General features: G+C 39.8%; 22 protein-coding genes. 14 read left to right on the top strand and 8 right to left on the bottom strand.

The window, feature by feature from the left end:
• The first annotated feature begins 75 nt into the window (after positions 1 to 75).
• The 4 genes from nadC to ureG all read left to right on the top strand — a co-directional run bounded on the left by nadC (position 76) and on the right by ureG (position 2,881).
• Entirely contained in the window at positions 76 to 939 is an 864-nt protein-coding gene (gene nadC / locus UYC_RS0114650; RefSeq protein WP_016878512.1) for a carboxylating nicotinate-nucleotide diphosphorylase, read from the top strand.
• A 65-nt stretch (positions 940 to 1,004) separates the two neighbouring features.
• Positions 1,005 to 1,448 (top strand): urease accessory protein UreE, encoded by a 444-nt coding sequence (ureE, locus tag UYC_RS0114645; protein ID WP_016878511.1) that lies wholly within the window; start codon positions 1,005 to 1,007, stop codon positions 1,446 to 1,448.
• A complete protein-coding gene (locus UYC_RS0114640) occupies positions 1,426 to 2,115 on the top strand; it encodes an urease accessory protein UreF (protein WP_016879560.1) in 690 nt (229 codons plus the stop codon). The genes ureE and UYC_RS0114640 overlap by 23 nt, the downstream gene beginning before the upstream one ends.
• A 169-nt stretch (positions 2,116 to 2,284) precedes the next feature.
• Entirely contained in the window at positions 2,285 to 2,881 is a 597-nt protein-coding gene (ureG, locus tag UYC_RS0114635) for an urease accessory protein UreG (RefSeq protein ID WP_026087724.1), read from the top strand.
• A 30-nt stretch (positions 2,882 to 2,911) separates the two neighbouring features.
• On the opposite strand, the gene UYC_RS0114630 is transcribed toward ureG, so the two are convergent.
• Positions 2,912 to 3,406 carry a hypothetical protein gene (locus UYC_RS0114630; protein WP_016878508.1) on the bottom strand — a complete coding sequence of 165 codons (495 nt, stop codon included), beginning with the start codon at positions 3,404 to 3,406 and terminating at the stop codon, positions 2,912 to 2,914.
• A gap of 589 nt (positions 3,407 to 3,995) precedes the next feature.
• On the opposite strand from UYC_RS0114630, the gene UYC_RS0114625 reads away from it, so the two are divergent.
• Complete coding sequence (locus UYC_RS0114625; protein ID WP_016878507.1) at positions 3,996 to 4,964, top strand: acetamidase/formamidase family protein; 969 nt, start codon at positions 3,996 to 3,998, stop codon at positions 4,962 to 4,964.
• Between the two features lie 24 nt (positions 4,965 to 4,988).
• On the top strand, positions 4,989 to 5,750 hold the full coding sequence (locus UYC_RS0114620) for a sulfite exporter TauE/SafE family protein (RefSeq protein ID WP_016878506.1): 762 nt from the start codon (positions 4,989 to 4,991) through the stop codon (positions 5,748 to 5,750).
• A 660-nt stretch (positions 5,751 to 6,410) separates the two neighbouring features.
• Here UYC_RS0114620 and UYC_RS0114615 read toward each other — a convergent pair.
• Positions 6,411 to 7,370: an SGNH/GDSL hydrolase family protein gene (locus tag UYC_RS0114615; RefSeq protein ID WP_016878505.1), complete on the bottom strand. Its 960-nt coding sequence runs from the start codon at positions 7,368 to 7,370 to the stop codon at positions 6,411 to 6,413.
• Between the two features lie 153 nt (positions 7,371 to 7,523).
• Here UYC_RS0114615 and UYC_RS0114610 point away from each other — a divergent pair, with 153 nt between their 5' ends.
• From UYC_RS0114610 to UYC_RS0114600, 3 genes are all read left to right on the top strand, one after another.
• On the top strand, positions 7,524 to 8,384 hold the full coding sequence (locus UYC_RS0114610) for a polysaccharide deacetylase family protein (RefSeq protein WP_016878504.1): 861 nt from the start codon (positions 7,524 to 7,526) through the stop codon (positions 8,382 to 8,384).
• Between the two features lie 58 nt (positions 8,385 to 8,442).
• Positions 8,443 to 9,024, top strand: coding sequence for an ureidoglycolate lyase (locus tag UYC_RS0114605; protein ID WP_016878503.1), 582 nt, complete (start codon positions 8,443 to 8,445; stop codon positions 9,022 to 9,024).
• A gap of 651 nt (positions 9,025 to 9,675) precedes the next feature.
• On the top strand, positions 9,676 to 13,218 hold the full coding sequence (locus tag UYC_RS0114600; protein ID WP_016878502.1) for a WD40 domain-containing protein: 3,543 nt from the start codon (positions 9,676 to 9,678) through the stop codon (positions 13,216 to 13,218).
• An 86-nt stretch (positions 13,219 to 13,304) separates the two neighbouring features.
• On the opposite strand, the gene UYC_RS0114595 is transcribed toward UYC_RS0114600, so the two are convergent.
• A complete protein-coding gene (locus tag UYC_RS0114595) occupies positions 13,305 to 13,613 on the bottom strand; it encodes a hypothetical protein (RefSeq protein ID WP_016878501.1) in 309 nt (102 codons plus the stop codon).
• 115 nt (positions 13,614 to 13,728) lie between these two features.
• Positions 13,729 to 14,571, bottom strand: a complete 843-nt coding sequence (locus tag UYC_RS0114590; protein WP_016878500.1) for a hypothetical protein — start codon at positions 14,569 to 14,571, stop codon at positions 13,729 to 13,731.
• An 805-nt stretch (positions 14,572 to 15,376) separates the two neighbouring features.
• Between UYC_RS0114590 and UYC_RS0114585 the strand changes: the two genes are divergently transcribed.
• Positions 15,377 to 15,559: a hypothetical protein gene (locus UYC_RS0114585; RefSeq protein ID WP_016878499.1), complete on the top strand. Its 183-nt coding sequence runs from the start codon at positions 15,377 to 15,379 to the stop codon at positions 15,557 to 15,559.
• Between the two features lie 235 nt (positions 15,560 to 15,794).
• On the opposite strand, the gene UYC_RS35565 is transcribed toward UYC_RS0114585, so the two are convergent.
• Entirely contained in the window at positions 15,795 to 15,947 is a 153-nt protein-coding gene (locus UYC_RS35565) for a ribbon-helix-helix domain-containing protein (protein ID WP_016878498.1), read from the bottom strand.
• Between the two features lie 420 nt (positions 15,948 to 16,367).
• Between UYC_RS35565 and UYC_RS0114575 the strand changes: the two genes are divergently transcribed.
• The 3 genes from UYC_RS0114575 (at position 16,368) to UYC_RS0114565 (ending at position 21,727) form a co-directional block, all read left to right on the top strand.
• Complete coding sequence (locus UYC_RS0114575) at positions 16,368 to 17,204, top strand: FAD binding domain-containing protein (protein ID WP_016878497.1); 837 nt, start codon at positions 16,368 to 16,370, stop codon at positions 17,202 to 17,204.
• Between the two features lie 8 nt (positions 17,205 to 17,212).
• Positions 17,213 to 19,888, top strand: coding sequence for a molybdopterin-dependent oxidoreductase (locus UYC_RS0114570; protein ID WP_016878496.1), 2,676 nt, complete (start codon positions 17,213 to 17,215; stop codon positions 19,886 to 19,888).
• 411 nt (positions 19,889 to 20,299) lie between these two features.
• The gene (locus tag UYC_RS0114565; RefSeq protein ID WP_235083170.1) at positions 20,300 to 21,727 is read left to right on the top strand and encodes a hypothetical protein; all 1,428 of its coding nucleotides are present in this window, start codon (positions 20,300 to 20,302) and stop codon (positions 21,725 to 21,727) included.
• A 292-nt stretch (positions 21,728 to 22,019) separates the two neighbouring features.
• On the opposite strand, the gene UYC_RS0114560 is transcribed toward UYC_RS0114565, so the two are convergent.
• Entirely contained in the window at positions 22,020 to 22,610 is a 591-nt protein-coding gene (locus UYC_RS0114560; protein WP_016878494.1) for a hypothetical protein, read from the bottom strand.
• Positions 22,611 to 22,637: 27 nt separating this feature from the next.
• On the opposite strand from UYC_RS0114560, the gene UYC_RS39510 reads away from it, so the two are divergent.
• Positions 22,638 to 22,778 (top strand): hypothetical protein, encoded by a 141-nt coding sequence (locus tag UYC_RS39510; RefSeq protein WP_157171246.1) that lies wholly within the window; start codon positions 22,638 to 22,640, stop codon positions 22,776 to 22,778.
• Here the strand turns inward: UYC_RS39510 and UYC_RS0114555 are convergent.
• A complete protein-coding gene (locus UYC_RS0114555) occupies positions 22,736 to 24,238 on the bottom strand; it encodes an arylsulfatase (RefSeq protein WP_016878493.1) in 1,503 nt (500 codons plus the stop codon). The genes UYC_RS39510 and UYC_RS0114555 overlap by 43 nt on opposite strands.
• Before the next feature lie 95 nt (positions 24,239 to 24,333).
• A complete protein-coding gene (locus UYC_RS0114550; protein ID WP_016878492.1) occupies positions 24,334 to 25,347 on the bottom strand; it encodes a MarC family protein in 1,014 nt (337 codons plus the stop codon).
• Positions 25,348 to 25,367: the final 20 nt, after the last annotated feature.

Genomic DNA, 25,367 nt, shown 5'->3' with positions numbered 1-25,367 from the left:
AAGCGCCTAGAAACTCAAGATGTCAAGGGTTTTGGGCTAAAGTATTCCTGGAACTAGAGAAGGAAACTATAAGTTGTGAGAAATGTTGGAGTTTTGCCTCCTTGGCTAGTATTGGATCAACTATTACATAGTTGGCTAATAGAGGATGTAGGTAGGGGCGATCGCACCACTCAATCTCTTATATGTGTAGATGTAAAAGAAGGACAAGCAAAGTGGATAGCGAAAGCGCCCGGAGTAATAGCTGGTTTGCCTGTAGCAGCAAGAGTATTTCAGCTTTTGAACGCAAAAGTTTGCTTTGAGGCTATCATTCCAGAAGGAGAAGGGTGTGAGCCAGGGCAAACAATAGCGGAAATTAACGGTTCTCTGGATGCGCTATTGATGGGGGAGAGAGTTGCTCTTAACTTGGCTATGCGTTTGAGTGGTATTGCCACATTAACGCGAAAATACACGGAACTAATTGCAGATTTACCCGCAAAATTGGTAGATACGCGCAAAACTACACCAGGATTGCGGTTACTAGAAAAATACGCAACTCAGGTAGGAGGAGCAATAAATCACCGCATGGGTTTGGATGATGCTGTAATGATCAAAGATAATCACATTGCGGCTGCTGGAGGAATTAGGGAAGCGATGGCTCGAATTCGCAAACAGATTCCCTATCCTCTAACAATAGAAGTAGAAACGGAAAGTTTAGAGCAGGTAAAAGAAGCTTTGCAGCATGAGGCTGACATCATTATGTTGGACAATATGCCTCTCGATATGATGCGGGAGGCAGTACATATGATTCGTTTAGAAAATGAGCGAATCAAAATAGAGGCTTCTGGCAATATTACTTTAGATACAATTCGTGCGGTAGCACAGACAGGAGTAGACTATATTTCCAGTAGTGCACCGATTACGCAGTCAAAATGGTTAGATTTGAGTATGAAGATAAGCTAAATCACCATAAGTTCCACGAAGTTTAAAATTTTACTAGATAACATTCCTGAACTTTGCAACAGCTGATGCTAACGTTAACTCAACGTAAACCACCTAATCCAGATGCAGCAGTAACGTTAACCTTGGCTTTGACAGCAGAAGAACGTACCCGCAGTCGTCATCGCTTTGAGACGGAAGATGGACAAGTTTTATTTTTGCATTTACCCAGAGGTACTGTACTGCAAGACGGAGATATTCTCCAGGACGAAGCTAGTAGTAGTGTCGTTAGAATAACTGCTAAACCAGAACAAGTGTTGACTGTCACTGCCCAGACAACACTGTTATTACTACGAGCGGCTTATCATTTAGGAAACCGCCATGTGCCAATAGAAATTACAGCCAATTATTTACGGTTATCTGCCGATCCTGTATTACGCACAATGTTGGAACAACTGGGACTACAAGTCAACGAGGAAATATTACCCTTTCAGCCAGAATCTGGTGCTTATGGACACCATCATGCTTACTGATAGCAATCTCCTATTTCTTTTGCAGTTGTCAAGTCCAGCTTTGCCTGTGGGAGCATATAGCTATTCTGAAGGTTTGGAAACTTTAGTTGAGAATGGCACGATCGCCACTCAAGATCATCTGAAGCATTGGTTAGAGATGGAACTACGTTATGGGGCAATTCGCTTAGAAGCAGCAGTGATGGTACGAGCGTATCAGTCAACAAAGAAGAACGATTTAAAGACTTTATCTGATTGGAATTTTTGGTTATCAGCAGCTAGAGAAACAGAAGAATTGCGTGCTTCCAGTTCTGGAATGGGGCGATCGCTGATGCGTTTGTTAATTGAATTACAACCGCAGATCGCGCCTATTGCCAATGCTGTTGGTAATCCTTGCAATTATGCGATCGCTTTTGGTGTTGCTGCTGCCCATTGGCAAATAAATATGCAAGCAGCTGTATTAGGATATCTGCATAGTTGGGCTATTAATTTAATTACCAGTGGGGTAAAACTTATTCCTCTTGGTCATACAGCCGGACAGCAATTATTGTTAGAGCTACACTCATTACTGAGTACTACCACAGTAGAAGTTCTCAGTTTAGAGGATGATGAACTTAGTTGTTGTAGTTGGGGTTTGTCGCTAGCAAGTATGAAGCATGAAACACTGTATACGAGGTTGTTTAGAAGTTAGGGCAACATTAAAAAATAGGGACAGGGAGTGGGAGAGTAGGGAAATAACTACTAACCACTAACCACTGTACGGGCGGGTTTAAAAGATAAATTGTCTGTTTCAACCGAAAAATAATCAGCAAAACCCGCCCCTACCAACAAATGACCAATGATCAATGACTAACAAAATTATGAGTGCTTTTCGAGTCGGAGTTGCTGGGCCTGTTGGTTCAGGGAAGACTGCTTTAGTAGATTCTTTATGTAAGGCAATGCGTGATCAGTACAAGGTTGCAGTAGTGACAAATGATATTTATACACAAGAGGATGCACAATTTTTAGTGCGCTCTCAAGCCTTGCCAAGCGATCGCATTGTGGGAGTAGAGACTGGTGGTTGTCCTCACACCGCAATTCGCGAAGATGCTTCGATGAATTTAGCAGCTATTGAACAGTTAGAGGCTAGTTTTCCTGATTTAGATTTAGTTTTTCTAGAAAGTGGTGGCGATAATTTAGCTGCAACTTTTAGTCCAGAATTAGTCGATTTAACTATTTATGTTATAGATGTTGCAGCCGGTGATAAAATTCCCCGCAAAGGTGGCCCCGGAATTACAAAATCAGATTTACTAGTAATAAATAAAACTGATTTAGCCCCTTATGTTGGTGCTTCTTTAGATGTCATGGAAAAAGATACCAAGAGAATGCGTGGTAATAAACCTTTTATTTTTACAAATTTGAAAAATCAAGAAGGACTTACAGATGTAATTGAATTTGTATCGAAGAACATCTGTTAATTTCCTTGAAACATTATCTTGTTTATGTTCTCAATCTGAGCCAGACCAACTCCAAGTTGGATTTCCTGTGCTAACACTTTTTTTGTTAATGGAGGGAGTAAAATTATTAACGTCTCTGTTTCCAGTCATATCTAGAATTAGATATACTTTGCCACCATTAAATCTGACGCGCAAATAGGAATGAGAATTATATGTTTCATTGCCGTATTTGATGATTCCGCCAGCAGCTACACATTTTTGAAAGGCAGGCTTAAGGTTTGCTACCCAAGTAACACTAAAGCGGTCAAAGGAGGCAAGTGTAAAAGGCTGTGCAAAAGAGCTTAATTTTGCTTGACCGTTAACTGTATATCCGCCTTCATAATAAGGTGCACGTTGTTCTGTGACAATCACTTTCTGAGGACAGTTGGACTTGGGTGCATCTACAGATTTGAAAACACCCAATTCTACCTGGCTTGCTTGAACTGATATTGCAGGGAAAAAAGCAAATACTGTGGTTCCTAAACTAAAAATAAAATTTTTACACATTATGACTCTACTGCATTCAATTACAGCATCAATCCAAATTTTTCTTGGAGATTTAAAATCAATAAATAGATTTAGAAAAGGCGGGAATTATCAATTAAGGATTGATAGCATAGTAATTCGCTCATTCCTAATTTTTAATTCCTTGCCTCCAGTTATATAGCTCTAATTTACCTAGCAACTCAAAGTTTGCTAATACATTTATATATTGCTGTTCAGCCAAATGCAAAGTGGTATAACATAACAAAATTAATTGCAGGAATAACCATTAACAAAATTAGCAAAAGATTTTTACCTAATTCCTTAATAATATTTACGAGAGCAATAATTAAGAAAATTAAAGTAACAAAATTAACTAATTTTTTATTGTTGTATCTTGTAAATCAATATAGAAGTAATAATTTAAGAAAAATTTAGTGTTTATGTAAATAAAGTGATACAGAGTCCAGTATATTTACTAGCAATATTTGCACAGAAGGCTTACTTAAATTAAAAAAACTAGGAGCATCAAAACATTTAGCGATCGCAAGTAAAATAGAGCTTAGTAATTAAAAAACTAATTTAAGTAATACTACTTAAGCGTCAAAATACGATGGTTCAACATATTCTTAAAGCTACAACAAAAACTGTGCATCTAGGCGGTTTCTCGCATTTACTGGAATCAGCATTAACAGTTGACTCTGGTGATACAGTTGACGTAGAAACTTACACTGGTTACTACGTCTACGAAAAAGCTCCTCCAGAGTTTCTCACATCAGAATTTTTAGATATCTGCCAAAATCTGCCATCAGAACGTAAAGTTGCAGAGGGGCCACATTTACTAACAGGGCCAATTTATGTACGGGGAGCAGAACCTGGAGATGTTTTGGAAGTAAAATTAGAAGCAATTAAACCGGGCTTACCCGTGGGTTTTAATGCTATTCGTACTGGTTGGGGTGCCCTACCGAACCAATTTAATCAAGCTGCTTTGAGATTTATTTCTCTTGACTTGGAAAATAATGTTGCTGAGTTTCCCGAAAACAGTGGTATTAGAATTCCTCTCAAACCTTTTTTTGGCATACTTGGCGTAGCTACTCAAGAAACACAACGTTCTTCAATTCCTCCTGGTTGCTATGCCGGTAATATTGACAATCGTGAATTACAAGCAGGTTCGAGAGTATTCTTGCCTATTTTCGTTCCTGGTGCTTTATTTTCTATAGGAGATGGGCATTCAGCGCAGGGAGATGGCGAAGTAAATGTTACTGCTATTGAAACTTCTATGAATGGTACTATTCAACTAAAGCTTCGCAAGGATTTGCAGTTAACAACACCCATTGCTGAAACTCCTACTCACATCATCACAATGGGCTTTGGACAAACATTAGATGAAGCCCTTGAATTAGCTTTAAAAAATATGATTGATTTTTTGGTAAAGTTTGTCCAACTACCACCAGAAGATGCTTATGTATTATGCAGTTTGGCTGTGAATTTTCGTATTACTCAAGTTGTTAACAGTCCACAAAAAGGTGTGCATGGAATGTTACCGAAGTCGATTTTGCCTCAGGATTTGCAGCTATTGTAAAGTAAATCGTTTAACTACTAACAAATGACTAATTGGTTGCTTTTAATTTTGAGTGGGTTACTTTCTGGTATTCTTGCTGGATTCCTTGGAATCGGTGGCGGTACAATTTTGGTACCTTTGCAAGTTGCATTAGGGTATACACCTGTACAAGCAGTTGCGACTAGTAGCTTGGCGATCGCAATTACAGCTATTTCCGGCACTGTACAAAATTGGCGCATGGGTTATATTAATGCCCGCCGAGTTATTTTGCTAGGTTTCCCGGCACTACTGACAGCACAACTAGGTGTTTATTTAGCAAATATTTTTCCTTCCAAAATTCTATTGATTGCTTTTGGTTTGTTGCTTTTATTGAATATTTATTTAGTGGAATTACGCAAACAGTTAATTAGAAAAAATACACAAGATCAACAGCAACAATTAAACCCTATTGTAGCTAGAATATTTACTGGTGGAGCCGCTGGTATATTGGCAGGTTTGTTTGGTGTTGGTGGTGGCGTGATTATGGTGCCATTACAAATTTTATTGTTAGCTGAACCAATTAAAGTAGCAATTCAAACTAGTTTAGGTGTAATTATAATCACTGCCGTTTCTGCAGCAATAGGACACGCTATTAGTCACAATATTTTATTTTTAGAGGGGTTAGTGTTAGGATTGGGAGGATTGGTAGGAGCGCAAATTAGTACCCGCTTTTTGCCTAAATTGTCAGACCAATTTATTAGCTTTGCATTTCGGTTTTTGCTGGCTGTTCTATCTGTTTATATGTTCTGGCAAGCGTGGCAGGTATAGCCTATTCTGTAAACTAGACAAAAATACGACTGCAACTATATATATTTAAGGGACATACAGAATACTGGTGCTAGTATGCTAATGGTTTACGAAGATTTTGATGAGTTGCTGTAGTTTTGCGATCGCCTCTAAAAAACGTTGAAAGGCAAAGCTTTTCCTCTCTTAATAATTGCAGGCATAAGTTGGAGATAAAAAATGATATCGTAATCAATTTCTCTATTCACTGGAAAAAAATCACGGCTATATAGGCACAACTTTCTTTCAACGCATTCCTAGCCTTTATTATTGATGATAAAACAATAATAAAAGGGTTAGTTCGCATTGCAGAAGTAGATTATATAGCCGCGAATTTAAGTCGCTAAAGTGTAATACAAGATGTGAGTTATCATTTTTATCTTATGCGTTATTCTTTTAAAGATATTTAAAAAGTTATTGTTTGTAGTTAAAATTTTCTAAAAGTCAATGTTGAAAATACTGAAAGCAAAGAAGTGACAATAAATAATTAAATCTTGAATAAGAATAATTGAATTTATAAAAAAATAGTAAAGTAGATCATATATTTTCTACTAGCTATTTAAAAGCAAGCCCGATTGGAAAACTTACAGTTTAATAGTAGATATAATCAGTATTATGATTTGGGTCGTATACTAACTGCATAAGCTATTTATGAGTAGACGCCGACTTCAGAACTGAAAATGCTAAATCTGCAATAAGCTTATGAGTAGCAGTTGTTGGATGGATTGGATCCCAAAATAAAAATGTATTTGGAGTACAGGGCGTTAGCTTAGTAGGATAACCGATGTTTACTACCGAGATGTTTTTAGTAATGCAAGAGTCGGTAACATTAGTAAACCCAAATTCCTCTGGATTGGTAACGACTCTGTTAAATAAGGAATAAACATCAACAGAAATGATATGAATTTTAGGGCTTAAATCTCTTTTTAAAGATTTAATGTTTGCCATTAAGATGGAATTGTGGGCTTTGGTAAAAGTACTAAATAAGCTGGAAATTTCTTTATGCTCGCCTATAATCGGAAACTTTCCCACATCCGGCAAATTAACTAAAATTATCTCTCTAGCACCGACGTCGACAAGTGATGTGACTGCCGCAGACAAATTTTTTACTGTTTGAGCGGGATTAGGAACACCACCAAGAAAGTAATCTAAATAATCATTAAGACCAGCCCATAAAATATAGAGAGAGTTTTGGTTAACAAAAGGATTTGCTAACTGAAAGAGGCTAATCTGTTGTTGTAGTCCAGGTAAACCAGGTAGCAATATGTTCTTGAAACCAGTTGTTGCACCACCAAAGGCAAAGTTATTATTTGAATTGAAATTTAAGCCTAGATTTGAGGTAATATTTTCGACCCAGACTGAACCATTGGAAAAGCGCCCATTAGAATAGGTTGGGCTTGGAGGAATGGCACCACCTGTAGTATCGAATACATTACCTATATCAGATAAACTGTCACCAAAAATATAAATTTCGTCATACTGATGTGACAATTGATGTTGTTGATCGGGTATTGAATTACGTCCTAAGACTCTAAACGAGAACGTAACAACATATAATAGAAAAATTAATGCTGCTGTTAAAATATATTCTCTATATTTTTTCACTCAATATCTCCAAAATATAAAAGTTTTGTATAAAAATACTAAATGACTGTGCTAAATTCAACCTGCGTTAGCGAGAAGAATGCAAAAATTTAGTATTAGCTGCATATATACCGAATAACAGATAACACATCCAAGATTTAAAATCTAGAACATATGCAACCTCCATCTTTTCAAGCGATTACACAGCGCCCAGTTCTAAAATTACCGAATCAAGCCAGAGTTGCTGTATGGGTAGTAATGAATGTAGAGCATTTCACCTTCGGGAAGTTGGGGACGGCAATTCAACCCCATTTAAACAGTTACCCAGAAATTGCTAACTATGGTTGGCGAGATTACGGTAACCGCGTCGGTATTTGGCGGTTATTTGACTTGTTTGCAGAATTAGAAATTCCTGTAACTGCTGCAGTCAATGGAGAAATTTGCCAACTGTATCCCGAAATTATAGAAGCCATACAGAAATATGGTTGGGATGTAATGGCTCACGGTATTAATAATTCTACCGGTCATAGCGGCATGGAGCGGGAAGCAGAACTAGAGATAATTCAGCAAACTGTAAATTTACTCGAAAAAGCTACTGGCAAAAAACCTAAAGGATGGTTAACACCAGGATTTTCAATTACACAATCAACTTTTGAATTATTACATTCAGTGAGCATGGTTTACATTGCTGACTTGGTAAATGATGACCAACCTTATTGGTATCCATTATCTAATGGTCGTTTACTGGCGATTCCTTACACTATAGAAGCAAATGATATTACTTTATGCTTGAGTAATCGCTTTTCTGGTTCAGAGTTTGCGCAAGCGATCGCAGATCAATTTGAACAATTATGGGAAGATGGAGAAAAACAAGGACGGGTAATGGCAATTGGCTTACATCCATTTATTGTTGGTCAGCCGCTACGATTGAAGTATCTCAAGCAATGTTTATTACATATTAAAAATAAACCTAATACTTGGTTAACTACAGGTGAAGGCATTTATGAATGGTTCAGTAGCAATAATAATGAATAATCGTGATTAAAATCTACCTATATTAATTGATTTTAAACCTATTAGATAAAATCTGTATATGTCTACACCTAGTCAAGTTTTAAAAATTCCCGTTATTGATGCTAATCCAGAAAATATCAAACCTTTTGGATATCTTTTGGGCAATAATGTTAGCAAACCTGGTTTAGAAATTCCTTTTTATCAAGGTAGGGTAATTGAAGGCGAAAATCTTGATTTTATTTATCGCGGCACAGCAACTTTTAGAACCGCCAAAATTATACCAGGCTATCCAGCTATTATCTGGCTAGAACGTCATATGCACATGACCCAATTGTTTATTAGTTTGGGAGAAGCACCATTCATTATGGTGATGGCACCACCTAATCACGAACAGGGTGAAAATTTACCAGATTTAAATCAAGTGAAAGCTCTAAGATTTCCCCCTGGGCACGCACTGTTGCTACACCTTGGTACTTGGCATGATTTTCCTATTGCCTGTGAGCAACCTGTTATCATCCTGACAGCAAATTCTGACGAAGTTGTCACTGCCTTAAGTCAAATGAAACAACCTGGAGAAATGAATCAAGGTGATGTTTATAAAATTTCTTTGCCAAAGAGATTAGGTTATGAAATACAGCTAGATGTGAGTAATTATGAGTAACTATAGGAATCCGCTTTAATTCCTGAAATCATTTGCATAGGAAGGGAAATCTTAACGGGGAACAGGTAATGGTATTGCTTGTGAAAGTAAATGTTTATCGACTTGTATTAACTAGCGTTTATAAATAAGAGTATCAACCATTTTTACATTCCTGAGTGCGCATTGCTTTTATTTGTGCTTCTTTATGGTTAATCGGTTGTTATCATGTAAGGTGTTACATAGAAACTCCTAAACATTCTTAGTAAGAATTCTAATGACACTTAAATAGTTCAATTAACCTTCAAGTAACATTCAACTAAGCGTTTATCATAATTGCTGTAAATAATTTTTAATCAACTCTGAAGAAAGACTATTAAAGAGGACACTGACAAGTAAAAATCCCTATAAGTTAAAGAGAATAAAGGCATGGGTTTTTTACATCTTGGATAATAGAAGCGCTTATAAGAATAAATTCTCATTAAAATCCCGATCGCATCATCACATCTCAAGTTATGATTAACCCTAGTTTGACAATATAACCTCAGATATAAATTCTTTGTGTTGTATTTGATCTTATCCTGTTCAGAATGAACGAAAAGCAAACATACAGTTATTATGCAGTTGTAAAACAATTGCATGAAAAGTTATTTGTTATCACAGAATTTTTAATACATGGCTTTACAGAATTGGAAACGCAAGCGTGGTGTTGCACTTACTACTAGGGGTTTACAAAAACTTCAAGAGGCAAAACGTCAGTCAGAAGCAAATGAAAATTACGGAAACAGCTACACACTCGAAGAAATGAGCGATTTATCTGGATTGTATCCCAGTACAATCTCAAAAGTACTAAATCGCGAAGGAGGAGTAGATAAAAAAACTATTGAAAAACTATTTTCAATTTTTAAGTTAAAAATAGATAAAAGTGACTATTTAAGCTCAAATACCCATCTAGATTGGGGAGAAGCTACAAGTATCTCAATATTTTATGGACGTACAGAAGAACTTGCCACTTTAGAAAAATGGATTTTAGATGAGCGCTGCCAATTGGTAGCACTATTAGGCATGGGTGGTATTGGTAAAACTACTTTATCGATAAAACTTACTCAACAGATTCAAGAAGATTTTGAGTATGTGATCTGGCGATCGTTACGAGAAGCTCCTCCAGTTACAAGTATCTTGGCTAACTTGATCCAAGTTTTATCTGATGAGCAGGAAACAGAAAGTAATTTATCTGAAAGTTTAAGTGATCGAGTATCAAGATTACTTGATTACTTACGAAATCAAAGGTGTTTATTAATACTTGATAACGCGGAAGCAATTCTCCGTAGTGGTGGTAGAGCTGGACAATACCGAGAAGGATATGAGGGATATGGTGAGCTTTTGCGACGAGTAGGAGAAGCAACTCATCAAAGCTGCTTGGTGCTGACTAGTCGGGAACAACCTCAAGAAGTCGCATTACTCAAAGGACAAGCACTACCGGTTCGCTCATTACAATTAAGTGGATTAAAGGTAATCGAGGGACTGGAAATTTTTAAAATCAAAGGACTAAAAGTAGCAGAGGAAGAATGTGAGGCAATAATTAAACGCTATGCAGGCAATCCTTTGGCTTTGAAAATAGTTGCTACCACCATTGAAGATGTATTTGATGGCAATGTAAGTGAGTTTTTGCGGCAAGAAACTGCTGTTTTTGGAGATATTCACGATATTTTAGAGCAGCAGTTTAACCGTTTGTCAGGTTTAGAAAAGGAAATAATGTACTGGTTGGCAATTAATCGTGAACCGATTTCGCTCTCAGAATTACGAGAAGATATTGTTTCACCAGTACCATCAGCCAAATTGTTGGAAGCTCTAGAATCTTTAGGAAGGCGATCGCTAGTTGAGAAAAGCGCAGCAACATTCACCTTACAACCTGTAGTGATGGAGTACGTAACTCAGGTATTAATAGAGCGAGTCTGTGAAGAGATTGCAGCGGAGGATATCGAGCTTTTTAGATGCCACGCTTTGATGAAGGCGACGGCGAAAGACTACGTCAGAGAAGCTCAAATTCGCCTTATTCTCCAACCAGTTGTAAATGGACTGCTCTCTGTTTTTAGAAGTAAAAAAGGTGTTGAAAAACAATTAACTACAATTTTAGTAAAACTGCGAGAGGAATCGCCGCAAGAACCAGGATACACAGCTGGAAATATTCTGAATCTGCTCAGGCATATAGGAACAGATTTAACTGGCTATGATTTTTCTCACCTCACTGTTTGGCAAGCAGACTTACGAAAGGTAAATTTACATAATGTCAGCTTCCAAAACGCCGATTTAGCGAAGTCGGTTTTTTCTGAAACCTTTGGTGGTGTGATGTCTGTTGCCTTTAGTCCTGATGGGGAACTTCTTGCAGCAGGAGATAGCAACGGTGAAATTCACTTGTGGCGAATTACTGATGGTCAAAAACTCCTCATCTTGCCAGGACATACTAGCTGGGTTGTATCCCTTGCCTTTAGTCCTGATAGTAGGACTCTTGTTAGTGGGAGTAGTGACTGTACGATAAGGCTATGGGATGTCAGTACAGGTCGATGCTTAAAAACTTGGCGGGAACATGAAGGTGAGGTTTGGTCAGTTGTCTTTAGTCCTGATGGCAACTTGCTAGCAAGCGGGAGTGACGACCACACCTTAAGACTGTGGAGAGTTAGCACAGGTGAATGCCTGAGAATTTTTCGAGGACATACAAGCTGGGTACTCTCAATTGCCTTTAGTCTGGATGGGGAGACTCTATTAAGTGGCAGTGATGACCACACAATAAAATTGTGGGAGGTCAGTAAGGGCGAATGCCTTAGAACATTGGAGGGACATAGCGATGGAGTCCGGTCAATCGCCCTCAGCCCTGATGGTCAGATGCTAGTTAGCGGTAGTGAAGACGAGACGGTGAAGTTGTGGAATATTGACACGGGCGAATGCCTCAGAACCTTTAAAGGACATACCAATCGAATCTTTTCAGTCGCATTCAGCCCTCAAGGCGATCTTATAGCCAGTGGCAGTCATGACAATACAGTAAAACTGTGGGAAGTCAGCACAGGTCAAGGTTTGAAAACACTCCAAGAACATTCTAACTGGGTATTTTCAGTTGCTTTCAGTCCCGAAGGCGATCTTATAGCCAGTGGCAGTCGTGACCAGACAGTGAAGTTAACGAGCGTCAGTACGGCTCAATGTCTGAAAACACTTCAGGGATATACAAATCAGATCCTTTCGGTTGCTTTCAGTCCCCCAATCCCCCTTATGAAGGGGGGCGAAGAAGGGATCTTAGCGAGTGGCAGTCACGACCACACAGTAAGGTTATGGGATATTAACACTGGTCAGGCTTTGAGAATTATCCAGGGACATTCTAATTGGGTTTACTCGATTGCATTTAGCCCACAAGGCAATTTCTTGGTTAGTGGTAGTGGTGACAAAACCATCAAGTTGTGGGATATCAGCACAGGTCAGCTTTTGAAAACTCTCCAAGGACATATTTCCGCAGTCTGTTCAGTTGCTTTTAGTCCCAATGCCCAGATGCTGGCAAGTGGGAGTGAAGACAACACGATTAGATTATGGGATGTCAGTACTTATCAAGCCTTGAAAGTTTTTCAGGGACATCACGCTGTAGTTTGGTCAGTTGTTTTTAGTCCTGACGGTCAATTATTAGCGAGTGGTGCTTGGGATCAAACAATTAAATTATGGGATGTTAACACTGGTGAATGCCTCAAAACTTTAAAGGGACATACGAATTGGGTTTGGTCAGTTGCTTTCAGTCCCAACGGCAAGATGCTAGCAAGCACTAGCCCAGATGGAACTCTAAGGTTATGGAGTGTTGCTACAGGGGAATGCGAAAGAACTTTGCAAACATCTACGGGTTGGTTACTCTCAGTTGCCTTTAGTCCAGACGGTCAGATGCTAGCCAGTAGTAGCCAAGATTGCACAATCAAGTTGTGGGATCTTAATACTTGTGAATGCCAAAAAACGTTGTCAGGACATAAAAGTGGTATGGTCTGGTCAGTTGTTTTTTGTTCAGATTGTCACATTTTGGCTAGCGGTGGCGAAGATGAGACTATCAAGGTTTGGGATGTGCAAACCAGTGAGTGCTTGAAAACTCTAAAAGCAGAGAAGCCCTATGACCGTATGAATATTACAGGGGCTACTGGTCTAACGGAAGCAACAATAGCTACGCTGAAAGCTTTAGGAGCAGATGATTGAACTGCTACAACCACTTGCTTTCTGGAATTGTTGTCATCTTTGTTGCTTCGGTTTTTAGACAATTTGGAACAGAGAACCGGAATCCATTAGATAGCTCTGCAACCGCCGCACCCGGCAATTAGAAAACCTTGTCCAGATTCATCATCACCAAAAATACCTTGCCACTCCTTATCAAGATCGATTTCTTCCAAGACAACGTCGTCATTCTTGTCGAGGTGGTTATTGAAATCCTGGTTTAAAGTCTGCTGCTCCCCTGTTGGAACGAAATCCTGTTTCTTTGACAACTGCTCGATCGCTGCTGTTGTTGTAGATGTCACGATCGCGCAGAGACTTAGAACAGTTAAGAGATTGAAAGACTGCTTTTGATTTGCTGTGTTTTTGTTCTTAGGTTCCATGAGTTTCTCCTAAAAGTTTCTTCTTAAAACTGGGTTAGAAGCTTGTGCAAAGAGATTAGGTTTTGTTTATTTTACGGCTTATCACCTACACAACAAGCAATCGGAATTCCTACTGCTAGTATCCCTTCAAAGCCAATGGCCTCAATATCTGCTTAAGCTCTTCTTCAGATGGATAGTCCTTCTGGGATGAGCTGAAGTCCAATAGTGCAGTTTCGTAACAGGCAATGGCGACATTAGTGCGCTCTTGTGGAGATAGTCCTGCCACTAGTTCAATGGTCTCCTGCACGTGTTCCACTTCGCTGCTGCCAACACTACTGTGTACGCGCAGACAACGGGTAGCGCGAGTACCAGGGGGCAGTATCGCTTCCACCGCTTGAATGTGCTTTTCACCAACAGCAAGCGCGAGGCGTTCCATTGTATAGGCATAGCCTACACAACCAATTGGATCTGTCGTTTGCACGCTACGGGTAAAGTAATCTACTAAAGCTTTTGCCGATGGGGGAGCCAGAGCTTCTACCACAGCCTCAGCATCATATCCTAACGACTGAATATCAAGTAGAGCTAGGCGATCATGACCGTTTTCTTCAATGGCTTTGTGTGCTGCCCACTGGGTCAAACTTTTGCGTCCAGCAGCAGCAAAGCGCTCTCGCGCTTCCTCAAATAGTTGGGGCCCGCAATGGGTGAGATGGTACTGACCCGCCAAATTCCAAACCCAAAGTGTAGGACTTAAAGCAGGGGGACGACTAGAGGACGAGACTGCACGTTTGGCAAGCACGATGGAGGTGTCGAGGAGCTTTTGGGTTGTGGCTACACTGCCTGCACCACTCATCGGTTGAGTGAAGAAATTACTGATATCTGTAGAACTGGGTCGGTAAACCCATACCCGTTCAGATGTTGCCACTACTACTGTATCAGGCGCAACGCGCGCCCATTCAATATCAAGGCATTCAGCATTCATAACAGGCAAAGGCAGACGCACAACACAAAATTTTCACTAACGCTCAAAATCATACTGTAGATGGATGATAGCACCATAACTTTATGGTATTAACATCATAATACGAAATTTGAATTTTCTACGCAAATTTACTAAAAAACTTACAATGCTTGTCTCGCTTGAAGGTACAGCGATTTATACCAAAATATATATCATATATTTGATCTGAACTGTGTCTACAGAGGTGAGAAGGTGATCAAATTCAGATAAGTTTATGATTCGTAAAAAGATACTAAGCACTAGTACTGATAAAAAGTCAACAGAGCAATTACTCAAACATTTTAGTTAATATATTTGATTTTTCAGTATAATTACTGGATAAAATGCCAGTTCAAAATTCATCAACAATCTATATTTCTGAAGCTTGGGCAAGGGAAAATCAAAAAGTTAAGGATGAACTTTAGAGCAATCTGCATAAAGTTCATTTAAGCAGTTAATAAACTAACATTATCTATTTGTAGATTGATAAGACAATGAGTGGTAGCATCATCTATTACATAAACTCAACTTATTTTCAACAATTTTAAATGCCCTTAGTGTACAGACAAGGCGTAGATAGCAACTTAAATGAATGGGTGTACAAATTCAGCCCATTATTGATTTGAGACGAAATGGAATAGCTAATTGCAGATAAGTGATTTCTCTATATATCCCGTAAGAGAATAGGTCAACAAGCTTAAGTTAAATCTCAAATTCTCGATTTTCACTGGTAAAACTTTTGATAAGTTGGCAAGATGAGCAAACTTGGTACAAAATATATGAAGCAATGAATAAGACCGCTGCTCATAAGTCTCCCAGTGCTGCAACTCCCTATAAATTGACAGTCAAGCAAATATCCTTAGAACTAACGCAAGATGAAGCTAATCAGCTGGAGAAGTATTGCAAACAAACAGGAAAAGCTGCAACGGATGTGATTCAAGAACTCATTCAAAGCTTACCCGAAACTTAACTTTTTATACTTAACCTAAAAAGTTAGCTCTAGAAGAGTTTTAACCCAAGTACACCAGGTATCAAGCCAAGTGATTGACACATAGGTGATAAGACGACAGATAAATATCGAAATCATCAAATAACTGCGAACCAACAAACCTGTGATTTCTCTCAAGTATCTGACAAAAAACATTAAAGTCCTTAGTAAAAATTTTTACTAAGGACTATTGAAAAATATTCAAAGTAATTTAGTGTTAATCTACTCTCGTCACGGGCAACCCTCGAATAAGTTCCCGAATCACATCCGTTGCTGGCCTACCTGTCTGTCCACAATACTTTTCAAGCTTCTTGGCTTCGTCTAATGCTAGGTTTATAGTGATTCGTTTGATCGCCCACTTTTTGCTCATGCTGAAAGTTTGGTTATGTTCCACAGATTTATTGAAGTAAAAAGATTCTGTATAAATCGAAAATTTTTTGTGAAGATAGTTTAAAGATTTAGCCAACGAAAGTTGACTAGAATCTGAAAATATCCTGTTATCATGCCCCAACCTTGCTCTTGGTGGTTCATTTCATAGCTTTGTACCCTTGCATTTCCCCTCATACTGGTTTGGCAATCTTAAGATCATCCTCATTGTGAAGTTTCTGGCTAACCTGGTCAAGACTTGGAATAATCTTTTCTTAACTTTGAAGTTAGTATAAATTAATTCGGAAAACAACCAAGATCTGTTACAAAGAGTTTTGAGAGCAAAAACCTTTGGATCATCTGATGAGCAGAGGTTGCAATCTGATTTATTTTGTATGTATAGTTTTATTTTTTAGGTAAATCGATGGATTTGCCAAACATCGAAAATCATTTAAGTGTTCATAATATTCAAAGTATCACCAACTGGGATGAAGGCTGGGCTTGGTTGGCTGGCGGAACGTGGTTATTTTCTGAACTGCAACCAAGTCTCAAAGTGTTGGTAGATATGCAGCCTTTAGGATGGTCAGAAATTGAAGTAGTACCATTTTCTGATTCTAATTCCTTTAAACAGGTGAAGACGGTATTGTCTATTGGTGCCACTTGTCCGTTAAGTAAATTATTGCAGTATTCGTGGCCGCCGGAGTGGCGAGCAGTGGAGGGATTAAAAAGTGCTGTTTCCGCACTTTCAGCCTCTATGAAAGTAATTAATATGGCAACGGTGGGAGGTAATATTTGTCTGGCACTATCAGTGGGAACTTTTGCACCTTTAATGGTGGCATTGGATGCAACTTATGAAATTTGGAATTTAAAAGGAGAAACACGCCGAGTAGCAGCAAAGGAGTTCCAAGTTGGTTATCGCCAGACGATTTTACAACCACAGGAAGTACTGAGACGAGTTTTGATTCCTGTTGAGAATCTAAAATGGCAAGTGAATTATCAGCGTATTGGTATTGCAGCAAGCGATCCAGCATTAGCAATTGTAGTGAGTGCTTGCAATCCGGATAATTTACAATTACGGTGTGCGATCGCTGCGAGTGTGACTGCACCAATTCTGCTAGATTTGCATGACGATCGCCAAATACAAAATTTTGCGTTTCTACAAGAAGTAAATTTTATCGACGATGCCAAGGCAAGTGCTATTTATCGCCGTGAGGTTACACAAGTTTTGATTAAGCGATCGCTGAAACAATTAAAAATTTAAAATCCGATATGGAAGAATCATTAAATTTTCGGGTTAATCACCAAACTTTTACAGCAACTTGTAATCCGGGAAGTAGCCTTTTAACTTTACTCAGACAACTCGGTTGGTTTGGTGTTCATCGTGTTTGTGATTCTGGGGATTGTGGTGGATGTACAGTTTGGGTGAATGATGTGCCAGTTCATAGCTGCATTTACCCTGCAATGCGAATTGCCAATCAAGCGGTGACGACAATAGAAGGATTATCAGCAGATGGTGAACTCGCGCCGATACAACAAGCATTTCTAAAAGCCCAAGGATTTCAATGCGGTTTTTGCACTCCAGGTATGATTATGAGTGCGGCAAAGTTATCTTATTCATCAGAACAGGAACTGCGTCTAGCTTTAAAAGGCAATCTCTGCCGTTGTACTGGATATCAAGCCATTATTGAAAGTATCTTACTTTCTTCTGGCTCTTTAGAGGTGACAGAGCCAGATCAGTTCAACCAAGACAATCAACAAGGAATTGTCGGACAAAATATTCCCAAGCAAGACGGTACGGCAATTGTCACAGGCAAAGCATCCTACACCGCGGATTTTGTACCGCCTGGTTTACTACATCTTAAAGTGTTGCGATCGCCTCATCCTCACGCCCGCATTCGCAAAATTAATACCAAAAAAGCAAAAGCACTACCCGGTGTAATTGCCGTTTTTACCCATGAAGATGTCCCCAGAATAGCCTATACTACTGCTGGTCATGCCGAACCAGTCCCCGATCCCCTCGACCACTATTTATTAGATCACAAAGTGCGATTTGTAGGCGATCGCGTTGCAGCTGTAGTTGCCCAATCACCAACTATTGCCCAACAAGCTTGTCAATTAATAGAAGTCGATTACGAAATTTTACCTCACGTTCTAGATGCGATCGCAGCCATGAATGATGGTCATGTCATCATTCATGATGAACTAGAATCGTCACAAATTCCAGATAGAAATCGCAATATAGCAGGACAAATACTTCTTGAATCTGGTGATATTGAAAAAGGTTTTGCACAAGCAGATTTAATTGTCGAAAATACCTATCATCTGCCAGCAGTGCAACACGTTCACCTCGAACCTCATGTGACTATTAGTTGGCTAGAAGCAGATGGAACATTAGTTGTTCGTTCTAGTACCCAAGTTCCATTTCATTGCCAGCGTTTACTTTGCCAAATTTTTAATTTGCCGCCAGACAAAATTCGGGTTTATAAAGCTCAATTAGGTGGTGGCTTCGGCAATAAGCAAGAAATTTTATCAGAAGACCTTTGCGCTTTTGCTACTCTTTACACAGGTAAACCTGTGCAATGGGAGTTTACTAGATATGAGGAGTTTACTGCTACAAATAGCCGTCATGCAATGACAATTAAAATTAAAAGTGGAGTCAAAGCAGATGGTACATTTGTAGCTCAAGAAATAGAAGTAATTGCCAATACAGGAGCTTATGGCAATCACGGTCAGACAGTAGTATTTTTATCAGGTTATATTCCACTAGGTTTATATCGTTGTTCAAATAAAAGATTTAAAGGACTTGCCATTTATACAAATACAATGCCAGCAGGAGCATTTCGTGGCTATGGTGCTACTCAAGGAACTTTTGCCATCGAAAGCCACATAGATGAAATTGCCAAGCAACTCAACATTGATCCGATTGAAATTAGAGTAAAAAACATTATTTGTCCTGGAGATTTTATTAATTTCGGACGGACATCAACAGACCATTTTAATTTAATTGGTAGTTATGCCGTTCGAGAATGTATTGAAAAAGTTACACAGACATTAGGTTATATTCCCGGAACACCACCAGTAGTAGAAGGTTCTCGCTATCGTGGAGTAGGATTTGCAGTTTCAATGCAAGGTAGCGGTTTATGTAAAATCCACGTTGCCAGTGCTAGATTATCACTTTTACCTGATGGAAAATATGAGTTAAGAACTGGTTCGGTTGACGTTGGTACTGGTTCAGATACGACATTAAGGCAAATTGCTGCTGAAGTTTTAGGTGTAAGCATTACTGATATAAATATTATTTCTGGGGATACTAAAGAAACTCCTTTTGATGCAGGTTCTTATGCTTCTGCTACTTTATATATTTCTGGGCAAGCTGTGAAGTTGGCAGCAGAAAAATTACTGGAAAAGTTAAGAAATAAACTGCCAAGACACCAAGGGCGCAAAGATACAATAAATGAAGAGGAATTACTTTCTGTTGAAGTATCTTATGCAGCGGATGAAGCAACTTTAACTTTTGCTGTGCAAGGTGTAGAAGTAGAGGTTGATATAGACACGGGGAAAATTCAAGTTCTGCGGTGCGTGCAAGCTATTGATATTGGTAAAGCAATCAATCCCAGAATTTGTCACGGACAAGCAACAGGTGGAATTGCAATGGGAATTGGTTATGCGTTAACGGAAGAATTGTTATTTGATCAACAAGGAAGAATTATTAATCCAAACTTGCGAAACTATCGCATTCCTACAGCTGCCGATCTGCCACCAATTGAGGTTTTTTTAGTAGAACAAGCTGATCCCTACGGGCCTTTTGGTGCTAAAGGTGTGGGTGAAATAACTACTAATTGTACAGCTCCTGCGATCGCTAATGCTATTGCTCATGCCACAGGTATTAGATTACGCCAACTTCCTATGACACCGGAACGAGTATGGAGACAGTTGCATAGATAGCGATTGTCATTAACTAGATTCGCTGTGCCAACCCACTACAAATACTAATATTTGACGATTATAGTACATATATACTATAATAGTGTATAGGAAGTCTGTACAGTAGACACAACTTATACCATTTCACGTTAATCATCATACATATAAATTCTGGAAAGACTTGCCATGGCACGTCTTTACAAAAAGATATATTTCATATTAGAGGAAATAGGTATTACATCTAACTATCACTACACGATCAATGCGTTACATACACCATTTTTAACAGTTACTTCGGCATAACTATTAATAGATATATTCTTGTGTATTTAATATCAATCTTTTAGGTTTTCAAGATAGTTGAAAATCAGAATAGAAACTGTCATGAAGTCAGAAAGCAATCTGAATTGTCAAATTGGAGTAAACGAAAATATGCATAATCAAGCAACAAACATTCAGACAAGCGATAATCTTTCTTTACTAGAACTCATCAACATACTTGAAGAACATCGTAACAACATTATTATCAATCTCAAAAAATTACAGGAACAATATCAACGCAAAAGCGTCAAACGAGTTAATGGTTATAGAGATGAAAATGGCAAAATTATTACGCCGTGGCTCCGGACGGAAGAAATAGATTGTAGTGAGTATGTTGATATGGGTTCATTTAAATTGAACCACAATACTGCTACTATCAATATGCTTATTAGCCGTAAAGTTAAGCTTGTCAAAGTAGATGACCAAACACCAGTTCTTGAGGTTGCAGGTTTACTTGTAAATGACCTGAATAGCTTTAAGAATTACATGATTGTTAGTGATGGTAAAGTGAATATCAAGTCACTACAAGTCAAAATTAGTAGTAAAAAAACATTTGATTTGCTTAAAACGAAAGGTGTATTAAATGGCGAAAAATTTGATTTTCAACGTGAATACACTATTTGGTTAGATAATCTTCCACTCGTCACCCCCAATCAAAATTTGAGTAATATTGGTGGTTTATTTGAGCAACTTGCAGAGATTAAAGTACTTTCTAGTATCATTTCTGCTTGCTTAAAAGATGAGTCAGATATTTTTATACCAGAGCAATTGCAAGAGTTGAGAAAGCATGAGCTTTCTAAAAATCTTTACATTAACTTTCTAACAACTAACGAGTACACTGACCTCAAAGAGGCACTAGCTAACGATATTATAAATTCACGGTACAGCTATAAAATCGATATCGGTAGCAAAGAGATTCTTAATCTAAGTAAGCTGCATTCTGCGAACAAATTTATTGACAGAATGTATCGGGTTTACAATTCGACAAGTGGAGAAGTTTACCAAAAACCTAGCTTGAGTTTGGCTTTGAATGAAAAAATTGCTTTTAGGCACAGGCTGTTTTCATCTCGGACGAAAATCACTAAAGTAGATGAATTCATGAAACCAATTTTTGATGATTTTCTAGGACTTGAGAATAACGGTATTGTTGCCAATATTCTTGCCAAAGTTGGTGGCGATCGCTTGGCGCAGATATTGCAAGAACGCCGCCATGGTAAGAGTGTTAGTAAAGAGGAGTTAGTGGTAGCAATGTTTGTAGCAAATGTCAAACTCAAAGAATTTGCCGAGAAAATCTACCGTGATCGAGTTTGCCCTTTGGTTTTCTATATCGGTTCTACCGGAGTTTTACCAAATGAGATGGATTCAAAAGCTATGACTGCTGAGGAATTAGCTACCGAATACCCCCATTTGCAGTTTTCCAAAGATGAGCAAAAAGGTAGATTTTTCATAGCTGGTAACAGCATTATTAGCGTGTCCAAAAAAACGGAGTATTATACTCCAACAAGAAAAAGTGTTAATTGCTCCTGTTCTACAAATTGAACCCAATCCTCAATCACTAGCGATAAATTTTGTAACTTAAGTCGAAAACACGAGACCCAACGTTTTGTAAATGTTGGGTTTCCTTATCAATGCACTATTTTTGAAATGACCACGCCACTATCGGCTGCTCAAGCAACTATTCCGGTTCATTCCTATTTCTAGCACAGTTCAATGTCAAACCTTTATTGCTTTCTAAAAGTAATCTTGCTTTCTCCAAAGGCAGCTTAAAATTTTATTCTCGGATATTGCTCTTAAAACAACTTCTTAGAGAATGATTGCGAACAATTATGATTTAACGTCGGTTCATGCCTGTTCTGCGCTCAGTTAACAAATACCCAATCACTCCTGGCACTACAATAGCTGTAATCAAAATTGTGGATGAAGTGCTGAGGCGACTGGAAAATGACCGTGCTTCTTCAAGTCCAGCGACAATGTATTCGCCTGTGACATTAACCGCAAAAATTCCGACGGTCAGTGCGCTTAGTCTGGAGAGAAAAGTTCTGAGGGGAGGAACATGAGGATTATGTATTTTTCGACCCAAGATCATTCCAGCAATTAAGCCTGCTAGACTATGCATCCCCACTATGAGCAAGCGAACTCGAAAATCAAGAGTTGTTTGGGCATCTGCCAAGGATTTTGATAGAACTGCACTGGTGCCAATCGTGATCCCAGCGATCGCTCCTAGCGCAGTCCACCAGATTGCCGGTTTAGTTAGTTGAGTACAGGCAATGACAAGACAAGCTGTGACAAAACTACAGATCGTCGCAGCCTGAACGAGAGGTACACTTCTAATCACTATCAACGATATAGCTCCTCCCACCACAGTGCCGAACACCATCAGCAGCCTGTCTAGGGAACTTGCATTTTGCTCAAAATTGTGCATGGGTGATGTCAGCGACTGTTGCAGAGATTGAGCAAAGATCTAAGTTCACTCGATCCCTTTAGATTAATTGAGATTGGCGATCGTCACCCATTTCAAGAGAGCGATCGCCAAGATGAACCTACGCCTCAGGTGCTTACCAGTCCCGCTTCTAACTTCTCCATCACCTGATCGATGGTGAAGCTAGCTGCCTTCTGACGCGGTGGATAATCCTTAAAGGTGTCTAAAAACTGGGCTACGTATGCCTGTGCTGGAACCGCTAAGAAGGAGTGCTCTAAGACCCAGTCATAGTAGGTGTTGGATGTGATATCGGCACGCTCATATGGGTCGGTCAGCAAGTTAAAAATTTTAGGAGCCCGCAGCAGCACAAACGGCTCTTGCCAGATTCGCAGCGTCCCCATTACCCGTTGTTCGGCAAATACAAGCTTCCAGTTGTCGTATCGCAGCCCAGTCAGGTCGCCGTCATCCGAAAAGTAGAAGAACTCCACTCGCGGACTCTTATCGGTTTTACCCGTCCAATAGTCCAGCATATTGTAGCCATCCAGGTAGATTTTAAAGGTTTTATTGCCCGCTTGATGCCCGTTCAGCAGCTTTTGTTTAATCTCAGGTTCTCCGGCTGCCGCCAGCAGCGTCGGCAACCAGTCGAGATGACTGACAATGCCATTGCACACTGAACCCGCCTCAATCTTACCGGGCCAGCGCACCATCGCCGGAACACGGTATGCCCCTTCCCAATTGGAGTTTTTCTCATTGCGGAAGGGAGTCATGCCTGCATCGGGCCAGGTATTCATGTGGGGGCCATTGTCGGTGCTGTACATGACAATCGTGTCTTCAGCAATGCCCAGTTCGTCAAGCAAATTCAGCAACTCGCCCACTATCTTGTCATGGTCAATCATGGTATCGTGGTACTCCGACTGCCACCGCCCTGCCTGCCCTTTGCTCTCTCGTTTGCAGTGGGTGCGAAAGTGCATATGGGTAGCGTTAAACCAGACAAAAAATGGCTCGTTCGCGCTCTTAGCATCGTTAATAAAGCGTTTGGCTTCGGCCAACACTTCATCGTCGATTGTTTCCATTCGTTTTTTGGTCAATGGCCCTGTATCTTCAATCCGCTGTCCGCCCTTGCCATCCGCCCAGCAGTGCAGCACCCCGCGAGGGCCAAACCGCTTCTTAAACTCAGGGAATTCCTCTGGTTTGGGATAGTCAGGATGCTCCGGTTCTTCCTCGGCATTCAGGTGATAGAGGTTGCCGAAGAATTCATCAAACCCATGCATAGTCGGCAAATGTTCATCGCGATCGCCAAAGTGGTTTTTGCCAAACTGCCCGGTGCGATAACCTAACGGCTTTAACAGTTCAGCAATGCTGGGATCTTCAGCCCTAAAGCCAAGTGTCGCACCAGGTACACCAACTTTGCTCAAGCCTGTGCGGAATACACTTTGTCCGGTAATGAATGCGGCTCGACCTGCCGTACAGCTTTGCTCGCCGTAGTAATGAATAAACCGCATTCCTTCTTTGGCAACGCGATCGATGTTGGGCGTGCGGTAGCCCATCAGCCCATCGCTGTAGCAACTTAGATTGCTGATTCCGATATCATCACCCCAGATGATTAGGATATTAGGTTTACCATTAGGCATGGTTTTAATCTCCTTAATTCGTTAATTTCAAAGGTTTTAAACAAGGTTCAAACAAGGTCATTCACAAACAGCGGTTAGTCTCCTCCCGCAATTCATCAGAGGTCAAACAAACGACGGAATACCAATGCTTCAATCTCTAATCCAGTGATGATCCATTCAATCCCTAACGCCAACTGCAACACCCCCAACACAAAGCCAAATATTCGCAGGGTGACAGGTTTGAGAAACGCCAGAATTGGCTGTGCTGCCAGCATACAGACCAAATTTAGTAGCATCACCAGCACTAATACGCCCAAAATCACCAGCGGATTAAAGCCAAATTCCTGGGATATGAGCATTAGCACCAAGGCGATCGCAATGCCAAAGGGCGGCAGAATGATGGGAAAAGTGAGGGGCGTGACAACCAGGTTGAGAGAAGTTGGGGAGGACTCTTCAGGCAGAGGTGGTGGTTGGTACTGGGTCATTACCAGATTGAGTGCTACCAAAAATAGGAGAATTCCCCCAGCAATCAGTAACGAAGGTAAGCGAATCTGCCAAACGCGCACCATGTTTTGCCCAATAATTGCCACCAGCAAAATTACGATCGTCGCCAGGACAGCACTACGAAAGGCTAACTGTCTTCGCAGTGATTTGTCAGCTTTTTGAGTCAGTTGCACAAACGGCGGGATAACTTTGATTGGCCCCAGGGTGACAAAGAAAATGATGAATAGATTAAATAGCTTCAGTGGAGCTTCGATTGGAGTGCGAGCAATGTGATCGGCAATGCGTTGTTTGGGTAAAGCAATGGGTTCAGAGGCAGGTAGGGTATCGGGTGGGGCAGTTGCGTCAGGTGATTGCGCGATGCGTGAGTTAGCTAATACCTCTGAAGATTGGCATTGCTGAACATTAACGTCAGCCGAACAGTCAACGGAATCAAGTTGAGCAGTCGCTAGAGCAGGGAGAGCCAGTTGCAGAAAGAGCGTTAGAAGGGAAATGGCTAGTACACCAAATCCTCGCTGCGCTAATTTTGAGGAACCAAATCTGGTATGGCAAATTGAATTGAGAAACGATCGCCAATAAGATATTCGTTGGAAAACATGGGTGAGTTTGAATAAGCGTCTGGTAAACACATCAATTACAATTTAATTAA

This window comes from Chlorogloeopsis fritschii PCC 6912, from assembly GCF_000317285.1.
In the GTDB taxonomy this organism is placed as follows: Bacteria; Cyanobacteriota; Cyanobacteriia; order Cyanobacteriales; family Nostocaceae; genus Chlorogloeopsis; species Chlorogloeopsis fritschii.
Note: the sequence above shows the minus strand (reverse complement) of the source record. Positions and strands in the feature narration are given on the sequence as shown.